This is a genomic window from Bradyrhizobium sp. AZCC 2262 (assembly GCF_036924535.1).
Taxonomy (GTDB): domain Bacteria; phylum Pseudomonadota; class Alphaproteobacteria; order Rhizobiales; family Xanthobacteraceae; genus Bradyrhizobium.
In genome coordinates this window covers 1772706-1791119 of sequence record NZ_JAZHRT010000001.1, presented here as the reverse complement: position 1 = coordinate 1791119, position 18414 = coordinate 1772706, and the positions used below count along the sequence as shown (strand labels likewise).

13 protein-coding genes are annotated in these 18414 nt (G+C 61.1%); 7 read left to right on the top strand and 6 right to left on the bottom strand.

What is annotated here, in order from left to right; all coding sequences use genetic code 11:
• The first annotated feature begins 310 nt into the window (after positions 1-310).
• Positions 311-799, top strand: coding sequence for a hypothetical protein (locus V1283_RS08440; RefSeq protein WP_334385977.1), 489 nt, complete (start codon positions 311-313; stop codon positions 797-799).
• Positions 800-1080: 281 nt separating this feature from the next.
• Here V1283_RS08440 and V1283_RS08435 read toward each other — a convergent pair whose 3' ends face one another.
• Genes V1283_RS08435 through V1283_RS08425 form a run of 3 tightly spaced genes read right to left on the bottom strand, consistent with a single transcriptional unit; the run spans position 1081 to position 6064 of the window.
• On the bottom strand, positions 1081-2355 hold the full coding sequence (locus tag V1283_RS08435; protein ID WP_334385976.1) for an efflux RND transporter periplasmic adaptor subunit: 1275 nt from the start codon (positions 2353-2355) through the stop codon (positions 1081-1083).
• Positions 2352-5534, bottom strand: a complete 3183-nt coding sequence (locus V1283_RS08430) for an efflux RND transporter permease subunit (protein ID WP_334385975.1) — start codon at positions 5532-5534, stop codon at positions 2352-2354. The genes V1283_RS08435 and V1283_RS08430 overlap by 4 nt, the downstream gene beginning before the upstream one ends.
• Before the next feature lie 23 nt (positions 5535-5557).
• The gene (locus tag V1283_RS08425; protein WP_334385974.1) at positions 5558-6064 is read right to left on the bottom strand and encodes a DUF305 domain-containing protein; all 507 of its coding nucleotides are present in this window, start codon (positions 6062-6064) and stop codon (positions 5558-5560) included.
• Positions 6065-6724: 660 nt separating this feature from the next.
• On the opposite strand from V1283_RS08425, the gene V1283_RS08420 reads away from it, so the two are divergent.
• From V1283_RS08420 to V1283_RS08405, 4 genes are all read left to right on the top strand, one after another.
• Positions 6725-7207: a YidH family protein gene (locus V1283_RS08420; protein ID WP_334385973.1), complete on the top strand. Its 483-nt coding sequence runs from the start codon at positions 6725-6727 to the stop codon at positions 7205-7207.
• Between the two features lie 9 nt (positions 7208-7216).
• Positions 7217-8326: a sulfite oxidase gene (locus tag V1283_RS08415; protein ID WP_334385972.1), complete on the top strand. Its 1110-nt coding sequence runs from the start codon at positions 7217-7219 to the stop codon at positions 8324-8326.
• A gap of 1174 nt (positions 8327-9500) precedes the next feature.
• Positions 9501-10967: a catalase gene (locus V1283_RS08410; protein WP_334385971.1), complete on the top strand. Its 1467-nt coding sequence runs from the start codon at positions 9501-9503 to the stop codon at positions 10965-10967.
• Positions 10968-11076: 109 nt separating this feature from the next.
• The gene (locus V1283_RS08405) at positions 11077-11823 is read left to right on the top strand and encodes an MIP/aquaporin family protein (protein WP_334385970.1); all 747 of its coding nucleotides are present in this window, start codon (positions 11077-11079) and stop codon (positions 11821-11823) included.
• An 85-nt stretch (positions 11824-11908) separates the two neighbouring features.
• On the opposite strand, the gene V1283_RS08400 is transcribed toward V1283_RS08405, so the two are convergent.
• From V1283_RS08400 to V1283_RS08390, 3 genes are all read right to left on the bottom strand, one after another.
• Entirely contained in the window at positions 11909-13363 is a 1455-nt protein-coding gene (locus V1283_RS08400; RefSeq protein WP_334392992.1) for an efflux transporter outer membrane subunit, read from the bottom strand.
• Between the two features lie 42 nt (positions 13364-13405).
• Positions 13406-14437 carry an HlyD family secretion protein gene (locus V1283_RS08395; protein WP_334385969.1) on the bottom strand — a complete coding sequence of 344 codons (1032 nt, stop codon included), beginning with the start codon at positions 14435-14437 and terminating at the stop codon, positions 13406-13408.
• A 203-nt stretch (positions 14438-14640) separates the two neighbouring features.
• Positions 14641-16191, bottom strand: a complete 1551-nt coding sequence (locus tag V1283_RS08390) for an MFS transporter (RefSeq protein WP_334385968.1) — start codon at positions 16189-16191, stop codon at positions 14641-14643.
• Between the two features lie 246 nt (positions 16192-16437).
• Here V1283_RS08390 and V1283_RS08385 point away from each other — a divergent pair, with 246 nt between their 5' ends.
• Both V1283_RS08385 and fdhA read left to right on the top strand, forming a co-directional pair.
• Complete coding sequence (locus V1283_RS08385) at positions 16438-17097, top strand: HD domain-containing protein (protein ID WP_334385967.1); 660 nt, start codon at positions 16438-16440, stop codon at positions 17095-17097.
• 52 nt (positions 17098-17149) lie between these two features.
• Positions 17150-18358 carry a formaldehyde dehydrogenase, glutathione-independent gene (gene fdhA, locus V1283_RS08380; protein WP_334385966.1) on the top strand — a complete coding sequence of 403 codons (1209 nt, stop codon included), beginning with the start codon at positions 17150-17152 and terminating at the stop codon, positions 18356-18358.
• Positions 18359-18414: the final 56 nt, after the last annotated feature.

Here is an 18414-nt window from a genome sequence, read left to right as displayed (position 1 = left end):
GTTTTGCGAAAGGTCATGCGCTAATAAGATAGGGCGAGACGACTATTCGAGGAATTTCATCACGCTTTAGCAGCCTGCTGGCGATACGCCCGGTGTTGCCGCTGCGCCTGTGGCGTTAGCCGGCGCCATCGTCCCAGGCGTCGCTAGATTGATCGTCATGCTCTCGGCGCATGCCGACGTATTCGGTGTCGGCATCACACCCGTGGTCGGATCGATGCTGGTGTCGGCAAGCACCGCGACTGGTGGTTGAATCGCGCCAGGCGGGGGACTGCTCGGAACTTCGGGAGTCGAGAGCGGCAAAGCGGCGCCATTGGTCGGCGGACCTCCCGGCGTCGTGCTGCATACGGTAGTCGACGGGCTGCCGAGCGGGGACACCGGCGATATGGTCCCGGTCGTGCTGCCGACGAATGGCGTGGGAATAGTCCCCAACGCGATCCCTGGCATCATCGTTGTCGATGGCATCATCGTGGCTGTGCTGCCCGTAATGGATGTGGGGGCGGTGGTTGGTACCATCGATGGCGTTGGTGTGGACGTTGCGGTAGCGGCAGGCTCCGCCGCCGCTGCTGTCAGGGACGACGCCACCGGTATCGTCGTGCCGAAAAAATCGGTCGCGAACGACGTAGCTGGCGTTGCAGACAGCGCCAGCGGCGCGGTCGAGCTGGCGGTCGCGGCGGCGAGAGACGCAGCCGTCAGCGGCGGTGTCGTTGCTGCCGCCGGCGTAGAGGGCGTCGTTCCGATTGCGCCACCTGTTGCCGACACGGAAATAACTGGCACCGACGGCGTTCCAGGCGCAATTTGACCTGTTGGTGCAGCACAGGCCACGACCGTCCCTGGGGTCGTCGGGTCAGAAGCCAGCGGCACCGGCGCCAGCGTCGTGCCGGGAGAATTTGGCTGGGTTGTCGCCGAAAACGGGCTCGGACCATAGAGTGGAGATGTGACAATCGTCGCTGGCGTCGTTGGAAGCCCCATAGCCGTGCTACCCATGGTGGAGACCTGCGCCAGACCTGTGCTGCCTCCCCCCAGCAAGATGACCGTTGTGAAAAGTAAGCGTCGCATCGCCATTCCTCTCTCCGTCCCGATCTAGCTTGTCTGTGGTTTCTCTGCGCGAACCGTGACCTTGCTGCCATTCGCCAGGCCGAGCATCGGATTGAGGATGACCTGATCGCTGGGCTTGACGCCATCGTGCACTTCGACCTCCGTGCCGAAATCACGCGCAATCGTTATTTTCTGCAAATGGACGGTCCCGTTCTCGACGACCGCGACATGGACACCGTTCTGATCGAATACCACCGCGTCGGCGGGGATGATCATCGACGGCGTCTTTCTCGGGATATGCAGTTCGACGGTGCAATAGATCCCCGGGCTGAGCGCCCAGTCCGGATTGGGGACATCGATTTCGGTCAGCAGCGTGCGGCTGCCGGGCTGCAACGCGTTTGCGATTCGCGTCACCTTGCCGGGAAAGGCGCGATTTGGAATCTCGGGGACACGCACCACCGCGTCGACGCCGGGCTCAACCCCGAAAGCCTGGTCCTGGGGAACGAACACCTGGGTGCGGATCACGTCAGGGTGCATCAGCGTGAACATGAAGGTCGACCCCGATGTCACCAGGCTGCCATTGTCGATGTTGCGCTGTGTGATCACCCCGTCAAACGGCGCCACCACACGCTGGTACGCCTTCTCCTGCCCAAGAATTCGAATCTGGGCCTCCTGGGCTTCAATGTTGGACTGAGCCACACCCACCGCTGCTTGCTGCGCCTGCAGGGTCAGGCGATCGTTGTCACCCTGCTGAAGTGTAAGCCATCCCTGTTTGACCAGTTTGCTGTCGCGCGCATTGGTGACCTGGGCGAGTTCCTGGCTTGCCTGTGTCTGCCGCAACGTTGCCTGATTCTGGGCCAGCGTCGCCTTGGCTTGCGCAATCTGGTGGTCGAGCTCGGGGGCGGTAATGTCCACCAACAGGGCTCCAGCCTTGACCCGATCGCCGATGTCGACGTAGCGCTTTTCGATGTAGCCGCTGGTTCGCGCAAAGATATTCGCCGCCTCAAAGGCCGTCGTGGTCGCCGGCAAGCTGACCGTAATCTTGCTGTCGCTGGCGCGGACCGCCGCGACGCGAACGCTGGGGACAAAGGTCCTGCTCTGTTGCGCAATGGCCGCGACCTCGACGCCGGCCAGGTAGTGGCGCCAGCCCCCTATTCCGAGGCCGCCCAGCAGCAGCAGCGCGCTTCCGCCGATCAGCATCCCTCCGTAACGATGTCGACCCTTGCGACGCCCGTTGGGCAGAGCAACAACACGATCGGTTTGCGGATCAACGCGGTCCTCAACGTTTTCACGTTTCGGCTGCAAACGAATCTCGGTCATACCGGAACCTCCTCGAAAACGCCATGGTGCGGCTTTCCGTCGTTGCCTTTGCGCAGCATGGCGAACAGGTAAGGCACGATCAGTAACGTCGTCGGGGTCGCGAACAGCAGGCCGCCGATGACGGCTCGTGCGAGCGCAGCATTTTGCTCCTCACCGGCACCGCCAATCGCCATCGGGATCATGCCGACGATCATCGCAGCGGCAGTCATCAGCACGGGACGGATTCGGGTGTGGCCGGCGCTCAGCGCGGCCTCAAAGGCGGAGTGGCCTTTCAGCTGCTGTTCGCGCGCAAAAGTCACGAGCAAAATCGAGTTCGCTGAAGCGACGCCGACCGCCATGATCGCGCCCATCAGCGACGGCACGTTCAACGTGGTGCCGGTGATGAACAACATTGTGACGATGCCGCAAAGCGTCGCCGGCAGGGCCAGGATCACGACGAAAGGATCGCCGAACGTCTGGTAGTTCACGACCATCAGCAGATAGACGAAGACGGCGGCGAATAGCAGCCCGATGCCGAGATTCCGAAACGAGTCGTTCATACTCTGTATCTGACCAACGACCTGAATTGAGTTGCCCGGTTTCAGCTTCTGCCGCAGCTCCTTCGTAACCTTGTTGATGTCGGCTGCGACGGCGCCGAGATCGCGGCCCTGTACGCTGGCATACACATCGAAGACCGGCTGGATATTGGTCTGGTTCGAGTTCGTGGCGACCTTGTCGCGGTTGAACGTCGCGACATTGCTAAGCACGCCGGGGACGGTTTGGCCGCTCGCCGCCAATGAGGTGGAAACCGGCGTGTTTCCGAGCGCATTCAGCGAGTTGACGAGGCGTTCCGGTGTTTGCACGGCCAGATAATACGGAATCCCCGAACTCAGATCGGTCCAGAAATTGGGCGACACCTGCACCGACGAACTCAGGCTGACATTGATGTTCGTGGCTATGGTGCTGGCATTGAGGCCGAGCTGAGCAGCCCGGGTGCGATCGATTTCGGCGTAGAACGCCGGACCATCGACTTCCTGCTGCAGATGCGCGTCGACGATTCCAGGGATCGCAGCGAGACGTTGCTGAAGCTCCTTTGCAATCGAAAGGTTGTTGTGGTCGGTGCCCACGGTCCGAACGTCGATCTGCGCCGGCAATCCGAAGTTCAGGATCTGTGTCACGATGTCAGCCGCCTGGAAATAGAACGTGTTTTCGGGAAATGCGGCGGGCAGCACCTGACGCAACTTCTTGACATATTCGGCGGTCGGCCTGTGGCCTTCCTTCAGCTGGACCTGGATGACACCGTCATTGATTCCGATCGTGGAGCCATCCGCGAATGCCAGATTGTAGGCCCGCGCCGGCAAACCGATATTGTCGATAATGAGGCCGCGGTCCTGTTCTGGAATGACTTCACGGATCTTGTCCTCGACCTTCTGGAATGTCGCCTCGGTGCTTTCGATACGGGTCCCGGCGGGAGCCCGAACGTGAAGCTGGATCTGGCCACCGTCGATCAGCGGGAAAAAGTCCCGCCCAACGAACACGAGCATCGTGGCGCCGAGGCCGAGTATCAACACGGCGACAACAGGTACGATGGCCCGCCTGCGCAACAGCAGCGTGAGGACTTTCAGGTATCCCCCACGCAGCCGTTCGAAGCCGCGGTTGAATGCGGCGGTCATCCGCGAGAAGAAGCCTGGCGGGGTCCCATCGTCCGTACCATGACGCTCATTCTTGAGCAGCAAGCCGATCGTGATCGGAGTCAGGGTCCGCGACAACAAGTAGGAAGCCAGCATCGCAAATACGACAGCAAGACCAAGTGGCGTGAACAGGTACTTGGCCGGTCCGTCGAGAAACACCACCGACGTGAACACGCAACTGATGGCGAGCGTGGAAACCAGCGTCGGCACCGCGATCTCGGCGGCGCCGTGCAACGTCGCCTCGGAAAGCGGCATGTGTTCTTCGGTCCACAAGCGGTGCGTGTTCTCGATGGTCACGGTCGAGTCGTCGACCAGTATGCCAACCGCGAGCGCAAGGCCGCCGAGCGTCATGGTGTTCAGTGTCTCGCCGAGAAAGTACAGCACGATGAGCGACGACAGGATCGCTAGCGGAATCGAAATCATCACCACCAGCGTCGATCGCCAGGAGCCCAGGAAGATCAGAATCATCAGCGCGGTGAGGCCCGCGGCGATGGCGCCCTCGCGCAGCACGCCATTGACGGAATTTGTCACGAATACCGACTGGTCGAACAGTTCGTTGATCTTGAGCCCGGCCGGCGCGGCGGCGCGGATCGACTGCAGGGCCTGCTTCACGCCGTTGACGACCGCCAGCGTGGAGGCATTGCCATTCTTGATGATGCTGAGCAATACCGAGCGGTGGCCGTCCTCGCGCACGATGTTCTGCTGCACCAGCGAGCCGTCGCGTACTTGCGCCACGTCCTTCAACAGGATGGTGGCGCCGTTGGCAAACTTGACGGGCATCTTGTTGAGATCCTCGATCGTCGCCGGCGTCGCGTTGGTCCTCACCGTATACTGGACGTCTCCGATCTTCGCCGTTCCCGAAGGCAGCGTCAGGTTCTGGGTATTGACCGCATTCACGATATCAAGCGGCGTCAAGCCCCGGGACAGCAGCTTGTCCGGGTCGATATCAACCATGATCTGCCGATACTTGCCACCGGCCGGCGTCGGCAGCGTGACGCCCGGAACCGGCGCCAGATCCTGGCGAACGCGGTAAATACCGAAATCATAGAGCTGCTGCTCGTTCAGGCTGTCCGAATTAAGACTGAGCTGCAACACGGGAACACTGGACGCATTGAACTGTACAACGATGGGCGGCTCGATCCCGGGCGGCATCAGCGCGCGAATCGAATTCGTCGCGGACACGATCTGCGCGATAGCGAGGTCGAGGTTCACGTCGGGCTGGAAGTAGATCTTCTGAATCGACAGACCATTGAGGGTCTGCGCTTCCATATTCTTGATGCCGTTGACGTTCGCGCTGATGGAATATTGACTGTAGGTGGTGACGCGCTGTTCCATCTCCGGCGTGGTCAAACCGGTGTACTGCCAGATCACCGTGACCACCGGTATTCGAATTTCCGGAAAAATATCCGTCGGCATCGACCGGATGGCGGCGACGCCCAGAAACAGGATCAGGGCTGCGACTACATAAAACGTGTGCGGAAATCGTAGCGCAAATCGAACAATGCCCATGATTTATCCCTGCTGTGCGCTCATTAGAGACGATTCATTCCGCCATGGTCGACCGAACCGCCAATCGGGCCCAAGGTGCAGAGAGCTGCTCGGGATTGCTCTGGCAATTGCGCCACGGACGACTTCCCGTCACTCACAGCATCTTGCATTAACGTGATCTCTGGCTGCTGCGTCGCTGCGATACGCTCAGCCACCCGGCGAAATTGCTCGTTACTGCCGTAGTTGAGCTTGGCCTTCGCCATGTAGATCACGCCCTGGTGTGGCATCATCTCGACGAAATCACGATCGATATCGCCGATCGGCTTGATCGCCATGTCCGCCGTCATCTTCTGCATGGCGGCAGCGTTCGCCAACGGAATCACTTGTCCGTGCGAATGCTCTTGCTGATCCGCCGCATACTGGGCTCCGCCACGGACGTGGTGAGTCCTCGTCGGACCCTGCGCCAGCACGAACGACGTCGCCGCGACCGACGCCGAGGTCGCCAGCGAGATCACGCGTTTGCGGATAAAGGCGTGCGAAAACAGAACCATCTCTACCTCCAAGCGTAGTCAGACGTTGCCTGCGTGGATTTCCACGGCCCAGCCTTTGCGTTTCCCCGATATCTTTGGAGGGGTCGCCCGACCGAACTCCCGACAGCCCCAATGAGCCCCCTGAGCCTCCCGAACATGCACGCCACACATTGGGCTCTCAATTAAAAACCAATTTAGGGTTCTGATTTGGTTCTGACTGTCGAGCGATCGAATGAGGCATTACGCGCAGCCGGTTCTAAATTGTAATTTAGTGGTGTTGGCGAACCCTGGCCCTATGTCAGCCAGACGAAGGCCACACGATGTTGGGCGCTTCACAATCCAATGGAGAAATCGAATGACGAAGTTCAAGCTTGTATCGGCGGCATTGATCGCCACGGCCCTGGTCGCAGCTCCTGCTATGGCTCGCGAGCACCGCGCCGCTGTGCGACAGCACACCACTGCAACGACCGTTGACGGCGCTGGTTGCGTTCGGGCTCCAGCCGTGGGCGCATTTGCCAGCGAGCCGTGGACCGTTCCGCCTTGCGAACCCGCGACGGTCTACTGATCGATCCGCGTCGCGAGCGGTCGGGCCGGAGGTGAAAATCCGTCGGCCCGACTTCTTCTTGTGGCGCTCGTTTCCGGAGCGCCGACTACATCAAGCGTAGACGGCCGCATTGGCCGATGGTCGCCAACATACTCGCCTGTAATGGTAACGACGAAATGGGCATCCCTCCCGCAAAGCCAGCAGCTGAATTGCGCGACTATCTCGCGGAAGAGCGAACATTTCTCGCCTGGATTCGCACAGGTATCTCACTGATGGGCTTCGGGTTTGTGGTAGCCCGTTTTGGAATTTTCGGGAGTATGCCCTACCTACCGCAACAGCTCCCTGCCGGTCAGTCGCACGAATTCTCAGTTTGGTTTGGAGCGGCGCTGATTGCGATCGGTGCAATCGTGAACCTGTTTTCCGCACGACGCTTTATGCGACTAGTTGGCGAATTGAACCGCGATCGGTTCGCGGACCGCTCTCTCTCCAAGCAAGGCGTTCTCGTGGCCAGTTTCCTGGCGCTGCTCGGCATCGCCATGACGATCTACCTGACCTTGTTCCTGACAGAACCGCTGCACGCGTTGCACGCCACGTTCGCCGGCGTCGCGCCCGGCAAATAGGAGAGAATGATGGAAGGTTCGAAAACCAATTACGTCGACAACACACATCAGTTCTTTTCGGTGGGTCTCACCATCCGGCAGAAAGAGCCGAAGAATCTCGAAGCTCCCTTCGACCGGATCGACTCCTATCTTACTCCGACAGAACTATTTTACATCCGCAGTCATTTTCCGATACCGGCCCTCGACCGCGCTTCCTATCAGCTGCGCATCGACGGCGCCGTCAGGAGTCCGCTCGCGCTAAGTTACGAAGAGTTGCGCAGCATGCCATCTGAGACCCGCGTCGCGACTTTGGAATGCGCAGGCAACAGTCGGGTCTTTCTCGTCCCCCAGGTGCAAGGGGCACAGTGGGAACTCGGAGCGGTCAGCAATGCAGAATGGACCGGTGTGCCCCTGCGAGCGTTGCTGGAGCGCGCCGGTCTGGCTGAAGATGCGTGCGAGATCGTGCTCGAGGGTGCGGATCGCGGGATGCCGAAAGAAGAGCCCATGCCTCCCATACCGATATCATATGCTTGGAGCCTACCCCGGGCCAAGGCACTCCGGTCGGAAGTCCTGATCGCCTACCAGATGAACGGGCGCCAGCTTCCGCGGGATCACGGATTTCCAGTCCGCGCGATCGTCCCCGGACACTATGGAATGGCGTCCGTCAAGTGGCTGACGGGTATCCAGGCCGTACGCGAGCCGTTTCACGGCTATTGGCAGACGACGGACTATGCCTACTGGGTCATGATGGACGGAAAGCCCGTTCGGCGCCCGCTAGGAGAAATGCAGCTCAAATCCCAAATTGCGCGACCACGTGTTTGTGAAACGCTCGCTCCAAACCGGATCTACACGATTTCCGGTGCCGCATGGGCGGGTGAAACGGATGTGACGGAGATTGAGGTGAGCACCGACGGTGGCCGGACCTGGACCCGGGCAGAATTCGTAGACCCTGTACGACGACATGCATGGCGACGTTGGAAACTCGAGTGGATGACACCGCAAGAGCCGGGGCAATACACGCTGCTGTCGCGAGCCTGGGATGCGGCCGGCGTGGTCCAACCTGATAAGCACGACCGGAACTACGGCACCTATGTGATCAACCACCCTCTCCCAATCGAAGTGTTCATAGACGAGTCCTGAGGTTAGCACTCGTGACGTTCGGGATGCGTTCACCCCAACGGCTTGCACCTTCGGTGTGAACCCAGTCCGGGATCGGCCTTTCGCATTTCGAAGCCGTTCGCGGGCCGGGGTTCGATCAATTAGAGCCGCTAGATGTTTAAAGTGTCGAGTGGGAATGTCGGCGATTTCGCGCTGGCGCCGTGGACAAAATTTGCTTTAAGCAGCATAGAAACGCCAAGCTGAGCAGCGGATCGAGTCCGTTCGACGATAGCCAGGCCCTTAAGCAGGACGGACGAATTGCGCCGGGCTCGTTTGGCCGGCGCTTGGCGCCTGCCCGGCTCGACCTCGCGGGACGAAGCGCCGCGCGCCGTCCTTGTCCAGCACGAATTTTTGGGATGGATCCAATCATGTCCGTGTCACGCACCACCGCGAGGTGGACGTTGTCCAGGATCAGCCACTGCCCGCCGGTGGGCGTAATGGCCAGATCAACGGCCCGGTTGATCAAGCCGGCATGACTAGGCGATGCGGTCTCGCTTCGGACTTACCGCCGATAGCCTCGGCGGTTCTGGTTTGAACGCAGCAACGACGGTGCGAGCCGGCTCTCGCGAAAACGGCGTCACCTTGCCCGGCGATGAGACGACTTCCGAATCCGGACTTGGTCCGGCCTGGATCAGCCCATCCGGGCGCATGGAGACCTCTGAAAACGGAGCGGCGGCCGCACGCTCAAGTAAGTCCCGGAGTTTCGGATGTAGGCCCTCGTTGCGCGATACCGCGAGAATGTTGAATTGATGGAAAGAGGTCATAAAGGTCCTGTGCCATTGCCGCAGTTGATAGACGCTCAATCGTTGCAACATCTGAGCGATAGGGAAGAGATAGCGCGGCGGCCGAAGCTGACGATTAAATACGAATTTATTCTACGGTCTGATCTGCCGGAATTGGGGTTTGGCGCAGACTGTCTTTACCGGTGGACCTGACCCGAAGCTGAGCGCAATCGCACGACGATTGAGGCAAGGCCGGCACAATCGCAGCAACCAGAACCAAAGCTATTGCCGAGCCGATGGCTACATTTTTGCCAAGCCCGAGTTCTCGCAAAGGCACGCCAACAGATGACGCTGGAAAAGACGACGGTTCGAGACGGCCGAACAGGCAGGCTCGATAACAGCGTACGCGATCCAATACATCAGAGGAACTGAACATGGCTACAGAGAAGCTGTTTACGAACGCAACCGGCGCGCCGGTCGCAGACAACACCAACATCATGACGGCCGGCCGACGCGGCCCGGCGCTCCTGCAGGATATCTGGCTGATCGAGAAGTTGGCGCATTTCGACCGGGAAGTGATCCCGGAGCGGCGCATGCACGCCAAGGGCTGGGGTGCCTACGGGACCTTCACGGTGACCCACGACATCACCCGCTACACCAAGGCGAAGATTTTCTCGGAGATCGGGAAGCAAACGCCCATGTTCCTGCGCTTCTCGACCGTCGCCGGTGAGCGCGGCGCGGCCGACGCAGAACGCGACATTCGCGGCACCGCCCTCAAGTTCTATACCGAGGAGGGCAACTGGGACATTGTCGGCAACAACACGCCAGTCTTCTTCTTCCGCGACCCGTTGCGGTTCTCGGACCTCAATCATGCGATCAAGCGCGACCCGCGCACCGGGCTGCGCAGCGCGGACAACAATTGGGATTTCTGGACGCTGCTCCCCGAGGCGCTGCATCAGGTCACCGTCGTCATGTCCGATCGCGGCATCCCGAAGAGTTTCCGCAACATGCACCTTTTCGGCAGCCATACCTTCTCGATGATCAACACCGCCAATGAACGTGTCTGGGTCAAGTTCCACTTCCGCACCCAGCAGAGAATCGCAAACCTCACCGACGCGGAGGCCGAGGCCCTCGTCGCCAAGGATCGCGAAAGCCATGGCCGCGACCTGCTCAACGCGATCGAGGCCGGCGACTTTCCGCGCTGGAAGCTCTTCATTCAGGTGATGACCGAGGCCGAGGCGAAGACGCATCGGCATAATCCCTTCGACGTGACCAAGGTCTGGCCGAAAGCGGATTATCCGCTGATCGAGGTCGGTGTGATGGAGCTCAATCGTTACCCGGACAACTATTTCGCGGAAGTCGAGCAGGCGGCCTTCTCGCCCGCCAACATCGTGCCCGGCATTGGCTTTTCGCCCGACAAGATGCTGCAGGGCCGGCTGTTCTCCTATGGCGACACGCAGCGTTACCGGCTCGGCATCAACTTCAACCATATCCCGGTCAATGCCCCCAAGTGCCCGTTCCTCAGCTATCACCGCGATGGCAAGATGCGCACCGATGGCAATCTGGGCGGAACGCTCACTTACAATCCCAATAGCGCAGGACTCTGGGACAACCAGCCGGATTTTTCCGAGCCGCCAATGTCGATCGAAGGGGACGCGGCGCATTGGGACCACCGCGTCGAAGACGATCATTGGGAACAGCCGGGAAATTTGTTCCGGAAGATGACCGCGCAACAGCAGCGGCTGCTGTTCGAAAATACGGCGCGGGCAATGGGCGACGCCAAGTTGCAGATCAAGCAGCGGCACGTCGACAACTGCACGCGCGCCGATCCGGCCTACGGGGCCGGCGTAGCAAAGGCGCTGGGCCTCGATTTTAAACCGCGAACGATCGCCGCGGAATAGGTTCGATGGCTGGCGGCAACTCGCCTGCGCCGCCAGCCATCCCCAACCAACGAATCGTTCTTCGAAGCCTGATCGCGCCGAGCCGTCAATCTCATCTCTGGAGTTAACGATGTCCAACCGAATTGCAGCCAAACTCCTCGCGGAGTTCATCGGCACCTTCGCGCTGATATTCATCGGCGCCGGCGCCGCTGCCGTGGTCGGTGGCGGTGCCGGCCTGTCTGGTGTCGCCGCGGTTGCCCTCGCCCACGGTTTGACCGTCATGGCCTTCGCTTTCGCCTACGGCACGGTGTCAGGGGGCCACTTCAATCCCTCCGTCACCGTCGCCGTGCTCGCCGCCGGCGCCATGCGCGTCGGCGAGGCGGCCGGATACGTCGTCAGCCAGCTGGCTGGCGGTATTCTTGGCGCGCTTTTGTTGCGGGCCGTGCTAGGCGGTGCGGGGACCAGCCTCGGCACGCCTGACCTTGCGCACAACCTCGGATTGGGCGCGACGACCCTCACGGTCACCCCGTGGGCCGGCTACATAATTGAGGCGGTGCTCGGCTTTTTCCTGTCCACTGTCGTACTCAGCACGGCGGTTGCAGGCCGCGCCGGCAATCTCGCGCCTCTGGCGATCGGCGTGACCCTGGTCTTCAACATCATCATGGGCGGACCCCTCACCGGCGCCGCCTTCAATCCGGCGCGCGCGCTTGGCCCGATGGTGGCGACCGGCAATTTCAGCGATGCGTGGCTGTACCTGTCAGCCCCGATCGTTGGCGCCATCGTCGCAGCCATTCTGCACACGGGCCTAGCCCGGCTCGCCCAAGAGCGAATTGCAACAAACGACCACCGCGCGGCCGCCGGCACGCCCGCCGAATGAGATCCGTAACAGACAGACCTCCAGGTCATTCGGCCATATCATTCGGGAGCCGAGCCGCGAACGCGGACGGCTCTCGACCGGCTGCTTATCGCGCCTCAATCTTCTGCCGCGGCGTGCCATCTGCGCCAAAGGCGACATCTGCGACCTCCCATCCTCCCCCGAGCGCGCGATAAAGATTGACGAGATACGTCGCGATCTGCGTGTCACTGTCGGCAAGATCATTTTCGCTCTGCAGCAACTGAGCTTGTGCCGTGATGACATTCAGGAAGTCGATCGCACCCTCCGAGTAACGTTGCCTGGCGGCTTGCAGAGCGGCCTGATTTTCAGTGACGGACCGGGCGACATGGCCGCGCCGGAGTTGCCCTTCGCGATAGGCGGTGATGGCGTCATCGACCTCCTTCCAGGCCCGCAAGACGGTTTTCTGAAAGACGATGGCTGCCTCCCGCTCTCGCGATTCGCGCAGCGCCAGGGTGCCCCGCAACCGCCCCCCTTCGAAGATCGGAATGGAAACGGACGGCCCCAGAGCGAATGCGGTCGACGTCGGGGAGAACAGATTGGCCAGCTGCAAACTTTCCACGCCGACGGCACCGTTCAATGTCACGTCAGGATAAAAGCTCGCCACCGCGACGCCGGTTTGCGCCGTGGCTTCATGCAGTCGCGCCTCCGCCTCGCGCACGTCCGGCCGGCGACGCACCAGCGTTCCAGGCAGGCCCACCGGAACCTTGCGCGGCACGCGCGGCAATATTTGAGAGCGGCGCAACTCGACCTCGAGCGCGCGTGGAGCATAGCCCAGCAACAGTCCGATGACGTTAATAAACTCCGCCTCCTGGGTTCGTAGTGGCGGCAGGGTTGCGGCGATGGTGGCCTGTTGAGCCCGGGCTTGCGCAAGGTCGAGCGTCGTCGCGACCCCGTCGCCGAAACGTTTGTTCACCAGTTCCACATTCTCTTCGGCAAGGCGAAGGTTGCGTTTCGCGATCCCAAGACGGTTCTGGATGCCGCGCAATTGCATGTAGCCTTGCGCCAGTTCGGCGACCGCCGCCAGCGCGACGCCGTGTCGGTTCTCCACGGCCGCCAAGGTGGCGGCATCGGCGGCTTCCACCGCCCGCCGAACGCGACCGAACAGGTCCAGCTGCCAGGATGACGTCAAGCCATCCCGGAACAGGGGATATTCCAACGGCGCGCCAGGCCTAGCGACGAGCAAGGAGAGCGTGCCGTTCGGGCTCTGGCGATTATAGGTACTTGATGATTGTCCGTCGATCTGCGGCAGTCCCTGAGAGGCTGCGACCCGGCGCTGCGCCATGCTCTGGATCACGCGTTCCGCGGCCGTCGCGAGATCCAGGTTTTGCGCCACCAGCCTTTCGACCAGCGAGGACAGCTGAGGATCCCGAAAGCTTTTCCACCAGGCTATGTCGACCGCGCCCTCGACTGTCCGGCTTGGCACGCTTCCGCCATCTAACGCCGACCTCCTGGATGCTTCCGTTATCTCGGGGCTCTGGAAGTCCGGCCCAACGGTACAGCTGGTCAGACCGATGCCTAGCATCGGGCCGGAGAGGCACGCTGCAAGACGTAAGGCACGCACCAGTTAACGCCCGGTCACGCGATCGGTTGATCTGCGCTGTTCGTCCACGACGTCCTCCAGTCTCGTATGAATGGTGGTCTCGACCGACAGGCCCACGCGCAGGAGCTTAGCCAAAGGTTGGCCAGGCGTCACGACGATCTTGACCGGCAGCCGTTGCACGATCTTGGTAAAATTGCCGGTGGCGTTGTTGGGCGCGATCGGAGCGAAGGCGGCGCCGGAAGCTGGCGGCACGCTATCCACCGTCCCATTGAGGTCGATGTCGTAGGCATCCAGATGGATTGTTACCGGCTGGCCGCTGCGGACGTGCAGCAAATCCACTTCAAGATAGTTCGCTTCGATATAGACCTGGTCGAGCGGCACAACAGTCATCAGCGTCGTGCCCGGGCCGACATAGTTGCCGATCTGCACGGACCGTTCTCCCACCATGCCGTCGATCGGTGCCCTGATCTGCGTATAGGACAGATTGAGTCTGGCCTGCTCAAGTTGAGCTTCATCGGTGTTGACCACAGCCTCAGCCGCAGACCTCTGGGCCTTGAGCACGTCCAATTGCCGGCGCGCCGCATCGAGCGAAGCCTCGGCGCTATCCAGCGAGGCTTGACCCTGCTGAAGCGTGCTGTCGGCCTCCTGGTGCTCCCGCACGGTGCCGGCTCCCGTTGTGGCGAGATTGCCGTAGCGGCGCGCGTCCGCCTGCGCGAAAGCGAGCTTCGCGCGTGCCGATGCAACGGCGGCTTGTTGCTCTTCTATGATCGACGGCTGGCGCGACATGATCGCGGATATCTCATTCAATTTCGATCTATCGCGTGCCACCGCCGCCTCTGCGGAAGCCAGGGCTGTCTCATTGTCGCGCCGGTCGAGAGTCGCGAGCACCTGTCCGGTCTTGACGACGTCGTTGTCGTCAACCGCCACCGAGGCGATCTGTCCGGAGATGCGCGGCGCGATCGTGGCGTAATGGACCATCACATAAGCATCGGCGGTCCGTACGTCCGGGCGTGGCCGGAAAATGATGTACAGGACAACCGCGGCGAAGATCGCCACGACGAGTCCGACCAGAACGAAGGGCCAGCGCGGCAGACGCGCGGGGAGCTTATCTGCTTCCTCGTCTGTGCGGTCCGCCGACTCGCCATCCTTCTGAGATGGATCGCCATGCTTGCGCTGCAGGGCTAGGTCTGGCTTTTCGCTCCGCTCCAGCTCGGCGGGTCGCGTCTCGAGTTCGGCTATATCCTCTGCCATGCGGGTTCCTATGGCTTTGCAAAGAGGATACGTGGCGGGACGGTGCGGACCGGCAACGTCATCACCACGACCATCAAGAACACGGTCATGGCTCCGAGGATCAGAAAGGTGTCGCTCGTCGATAAAATCGCTGCCTGCTGCTCCACGGCGTGGCGGAAGGCTTCCAGGCTGTTCGGCATGCGGGGCTGACCGGCTGGCGTCAACTGTGGCGGGTACTGGGGCAGCACGCCGTTGCTCTGGAGCACCCGCCAGCGGTCCTGGCCGGCCTGATCGATGATGCGGTCGGAATGCAGCGCGTTGCGCCAGCGATCGATCAACGCCACGAACCAGGCGCTCGCCGCCTCGGCGACGGCGCGCGATGTGTTGACCAGCGCAGCCGCGAAAGGACCTTCTGCCGGGCTGGCAACGCTATTGGTGGTCATCATGAGCAACGGCATGATCACCATCGGCTGCCCGACCGCCTGGAGCAGCTGCCATAGATAGAATTGATCCCGGTTCCAATAGACCGTGAGAAAGGACGAACCGATGCAGGATGCGAGGATCAATCCCAGCCCGACCATGCTGACGACGCGCGAATCGACCCGCTTGTAATCCAGCAGCAGCGCCATCGCAGGCAACATCAACAGTTGTGACGCCGCGATCTCCAGCGTGACCAGGTTGGATTGCAGCGGTCTGTAACCCTGGACTTCCTGCAGGTATCGCAAGGGCACGGTCGACCCGGATTGACTGATCAGCAGAAAGGTGAACAAGCCAAGGGCACCGTAGGCGATGTTGCGACGACCGAGCATCTGCAGCTTCAGTAACGGCAAAGGGTGGAACCACTCGTTGACCAGGAATAGCGGGATGGCGATGGCGCTCACCAGTGCCAGCACGCAGATCAGGTTTGAGTTGAACCAGTCGAGCCGGTCACCCTGATACAGCATGGTGCTTAGGGCACCGGACCCGATCACCAGAAGCAGCGCGCCACGCCAGTCCAGCATTCGAAACCGTTCGTATTTCGGCTGATCCTGGTGCAGGCAGTACCAGACGAGGACGCCGGCCAACGAACAGAGTGGGACGGTCTGGAGGAATACGAAACGCCAGTCCACGATATCGGTCCAGAACGCGGCCACCGTGGAGGCCAGCGCGGGCGTGAAGGTCGCGGTCAAGGCGTAGACGGCCAGCCCGTAGAGCCGGATGTCCGGCGTGAGAACGCGAAACGCCGTGGTCATCAGCAGAGGAATGATCATGCCTCCCGCGAGCCCCTGCAGCAACCGCAGAGTGTAGATCGCCTCGATGTTCGGGCTGAACGGGATCAGCACGCTCGAGACGCCGCAGAGCGCGATCGCAAAAAGCGTCCAACGCCTTAGCGTGAAGGTCACCAGCAGCCAGGGCGAAATCGCCATGCCGATGATCTCGGCTGACACATACAGGCTTTCGATCCAGGTTCCGGCATCATGGCTGATCCCGAGTGCGCCGCGGATGTCGCTCAGCGCGATAGATGTAACCTGGTCGTTAAATTCGGACGTTATCGCAGCGATGAGAACGCCACAAAGGCCAAATAGCGGCTTGATATCCATGGGCTAAGACAACTCTTTTTCAATCAGTCGTGATTGCAAGCATCTTGCCGTCCATTCGGCCCGTCGAAGGTATTGATGATCCAGTAGCGCGGTAGCGACGGTTGAACCGTACGTCGCCGATCATGCGGATCAACAATAGCGATGACGCGACGTAAGAACATTAAATCCAAATTTAATCGACCCTTCCGGCGCGGCGTATCATGTTCTTTGTTGAGGGCGTCGGGCTTGCATAACGGGAGAAATGAAATGACGCTGGCGGCCGAGAAGACATTCGCAGTCGAAGGAATCCGCGTTCCCGACAGTAGCCTCGCCCGTAAGATCACAGAACTCGTCCGTGACACCGAGTCCGCGCTGCTGTTTCACCATTCGAGCCGCGTCTACTACTGGGGTGCGCTTGCCGGAAAGCGTCGCTCGCTGAAGTTCGATCACGAACTTCTCTATGCGGGTGCCATGTTCCACGACATGGGCTTGACGCCTGCGCACTGCAGCGCCCATGAACGCTTCGAAGTCGACGGCGCAAACGCCGCCCGCGATTTCCTCCGCAGCCACGGGGTTGCGCCGCGCGACATCGATACAGTCTGGACCGCTATCGCTCTGCACACGACGCCGGGCATCCCGCAGCACATGCACCCCGTCGTCGCCCTGGTGACGGCCGGAGTCGAGATGGATGTGCTGGGGCTCGCCTATGCCGACTACAGCGACGCTGAACGTGAAGCGGTCGTCCACGCGCATCCGCGCACCGAACACTTCAAGGAAGACATCATTCAAGCGTTCTACGACGGCATCGAACACAGACCCGAAACGACATTCGGTAACGTCAAGGCCGACGTGCTTGCGGACAAGGATCCCGCTTTCAGGCGCGGCAATTTCTGCAGCGTAATTCGCGGATCGGCCTGGAGAGCCTGACGGCCCGGCAATTCGGCTCGACGGTCCAGAGTGAAACCCAAAGGAGATTGCGATGGCCTCCAATTCCAACCGTGGCGTGGTTTACCTCAAACCCGGCCACGTCGAAGTCCAGAAGATTGACTTTCCGACCTTCCGCAATCCGGCGGGAAAGACCATCGATCACGGCGTCATTCTCAAGGTCGTCACCACGAATATCTGCGGCTCCGACCAGCACATGGTCCGGGGCCGCACGACTGCGCCGGCCGGCATGGTGCTCGGACATGAGATTACCGGCGAAGTGATCGAGAAAGGTCGGGACGTCGAGTATCTTGAGATCGGCGATCTCGTGTCGGTCCCTTTCAACGTCGCATGCGGCCGCTGCCGAACTTGTCGAGAGGGCGACACTGGCGTCTGCCTTCACGTCAACTCCGATCGCGCCGGAGGCGCTTATGGATATGTCGATATGGGCGGATGGATCGGCGGGCAAGCCGACTATGTGATGGTGCCCTACGCGGATTTCAACCTGCTCAAGTTTCCGGACAAGGCGCACGCGATGGAAAAAATCCGCGATCTGACCTGCCTGTCCGATATTCTGCCGACCGGATTCCACGGAGCAATCACCGCCAAGGTCGGCGTCGGATCGACGGTCTATGTCGCCGGCGCCGGGCCGGTCGGCCTCGCGGCCGCAGCGTCCGCGCGCATCCTGGGCGCAGCAGCTGTGCTGATCGGAGACATGAACCAGGAGCGGCTCGCCCACGCCAGGAAAGTCGGCTTCGAACCGATCGACCTCACAAGGCATGATCGCCTAGGCGAACTTGTCGCCGACGTGCTCGGCGTTCCGGAAGTCGACTGCGCGATCGACTGCGTCGGCTTCGAAGCAAAGGCGCAGGGAGCAGACGGAAAGGCCGTCGAAGCGCCTGCTATCGTGCTCAACAGCCTGATGGAGATCACCCGTGCAGCCGGCGCGATCGGCATTCCCGGCCTGTACGTGACGGACGATCCCGGAGCGCAAGAACAAGCCGCCAGGCAGGGCAATCTCAGCCTCCGCCTCGGGCTAGGCTGGGCGAAGTCCCATGCCCTTCATACCGGTCAGACGCCGGTGCTGAAATATAATCGGCAGCTCATGCAGGCGATTCTCTGGGACAGACTGCCCATCGCCGAGATCGTCAATGTCAAGGTGATCGGTCTTGAGCAGGCCCCGGACGGCTACAAGAACTTCGACGCTGGCGTCGCGAACAAGTTCGTCATCGATCCGCACGGCCAACTCTCCAAGGCTGCCTGATACGCGAGGCTGCCTAAGATCCGTGCGATTACCGAGGTCAAGCTCGCGCCGCAAAA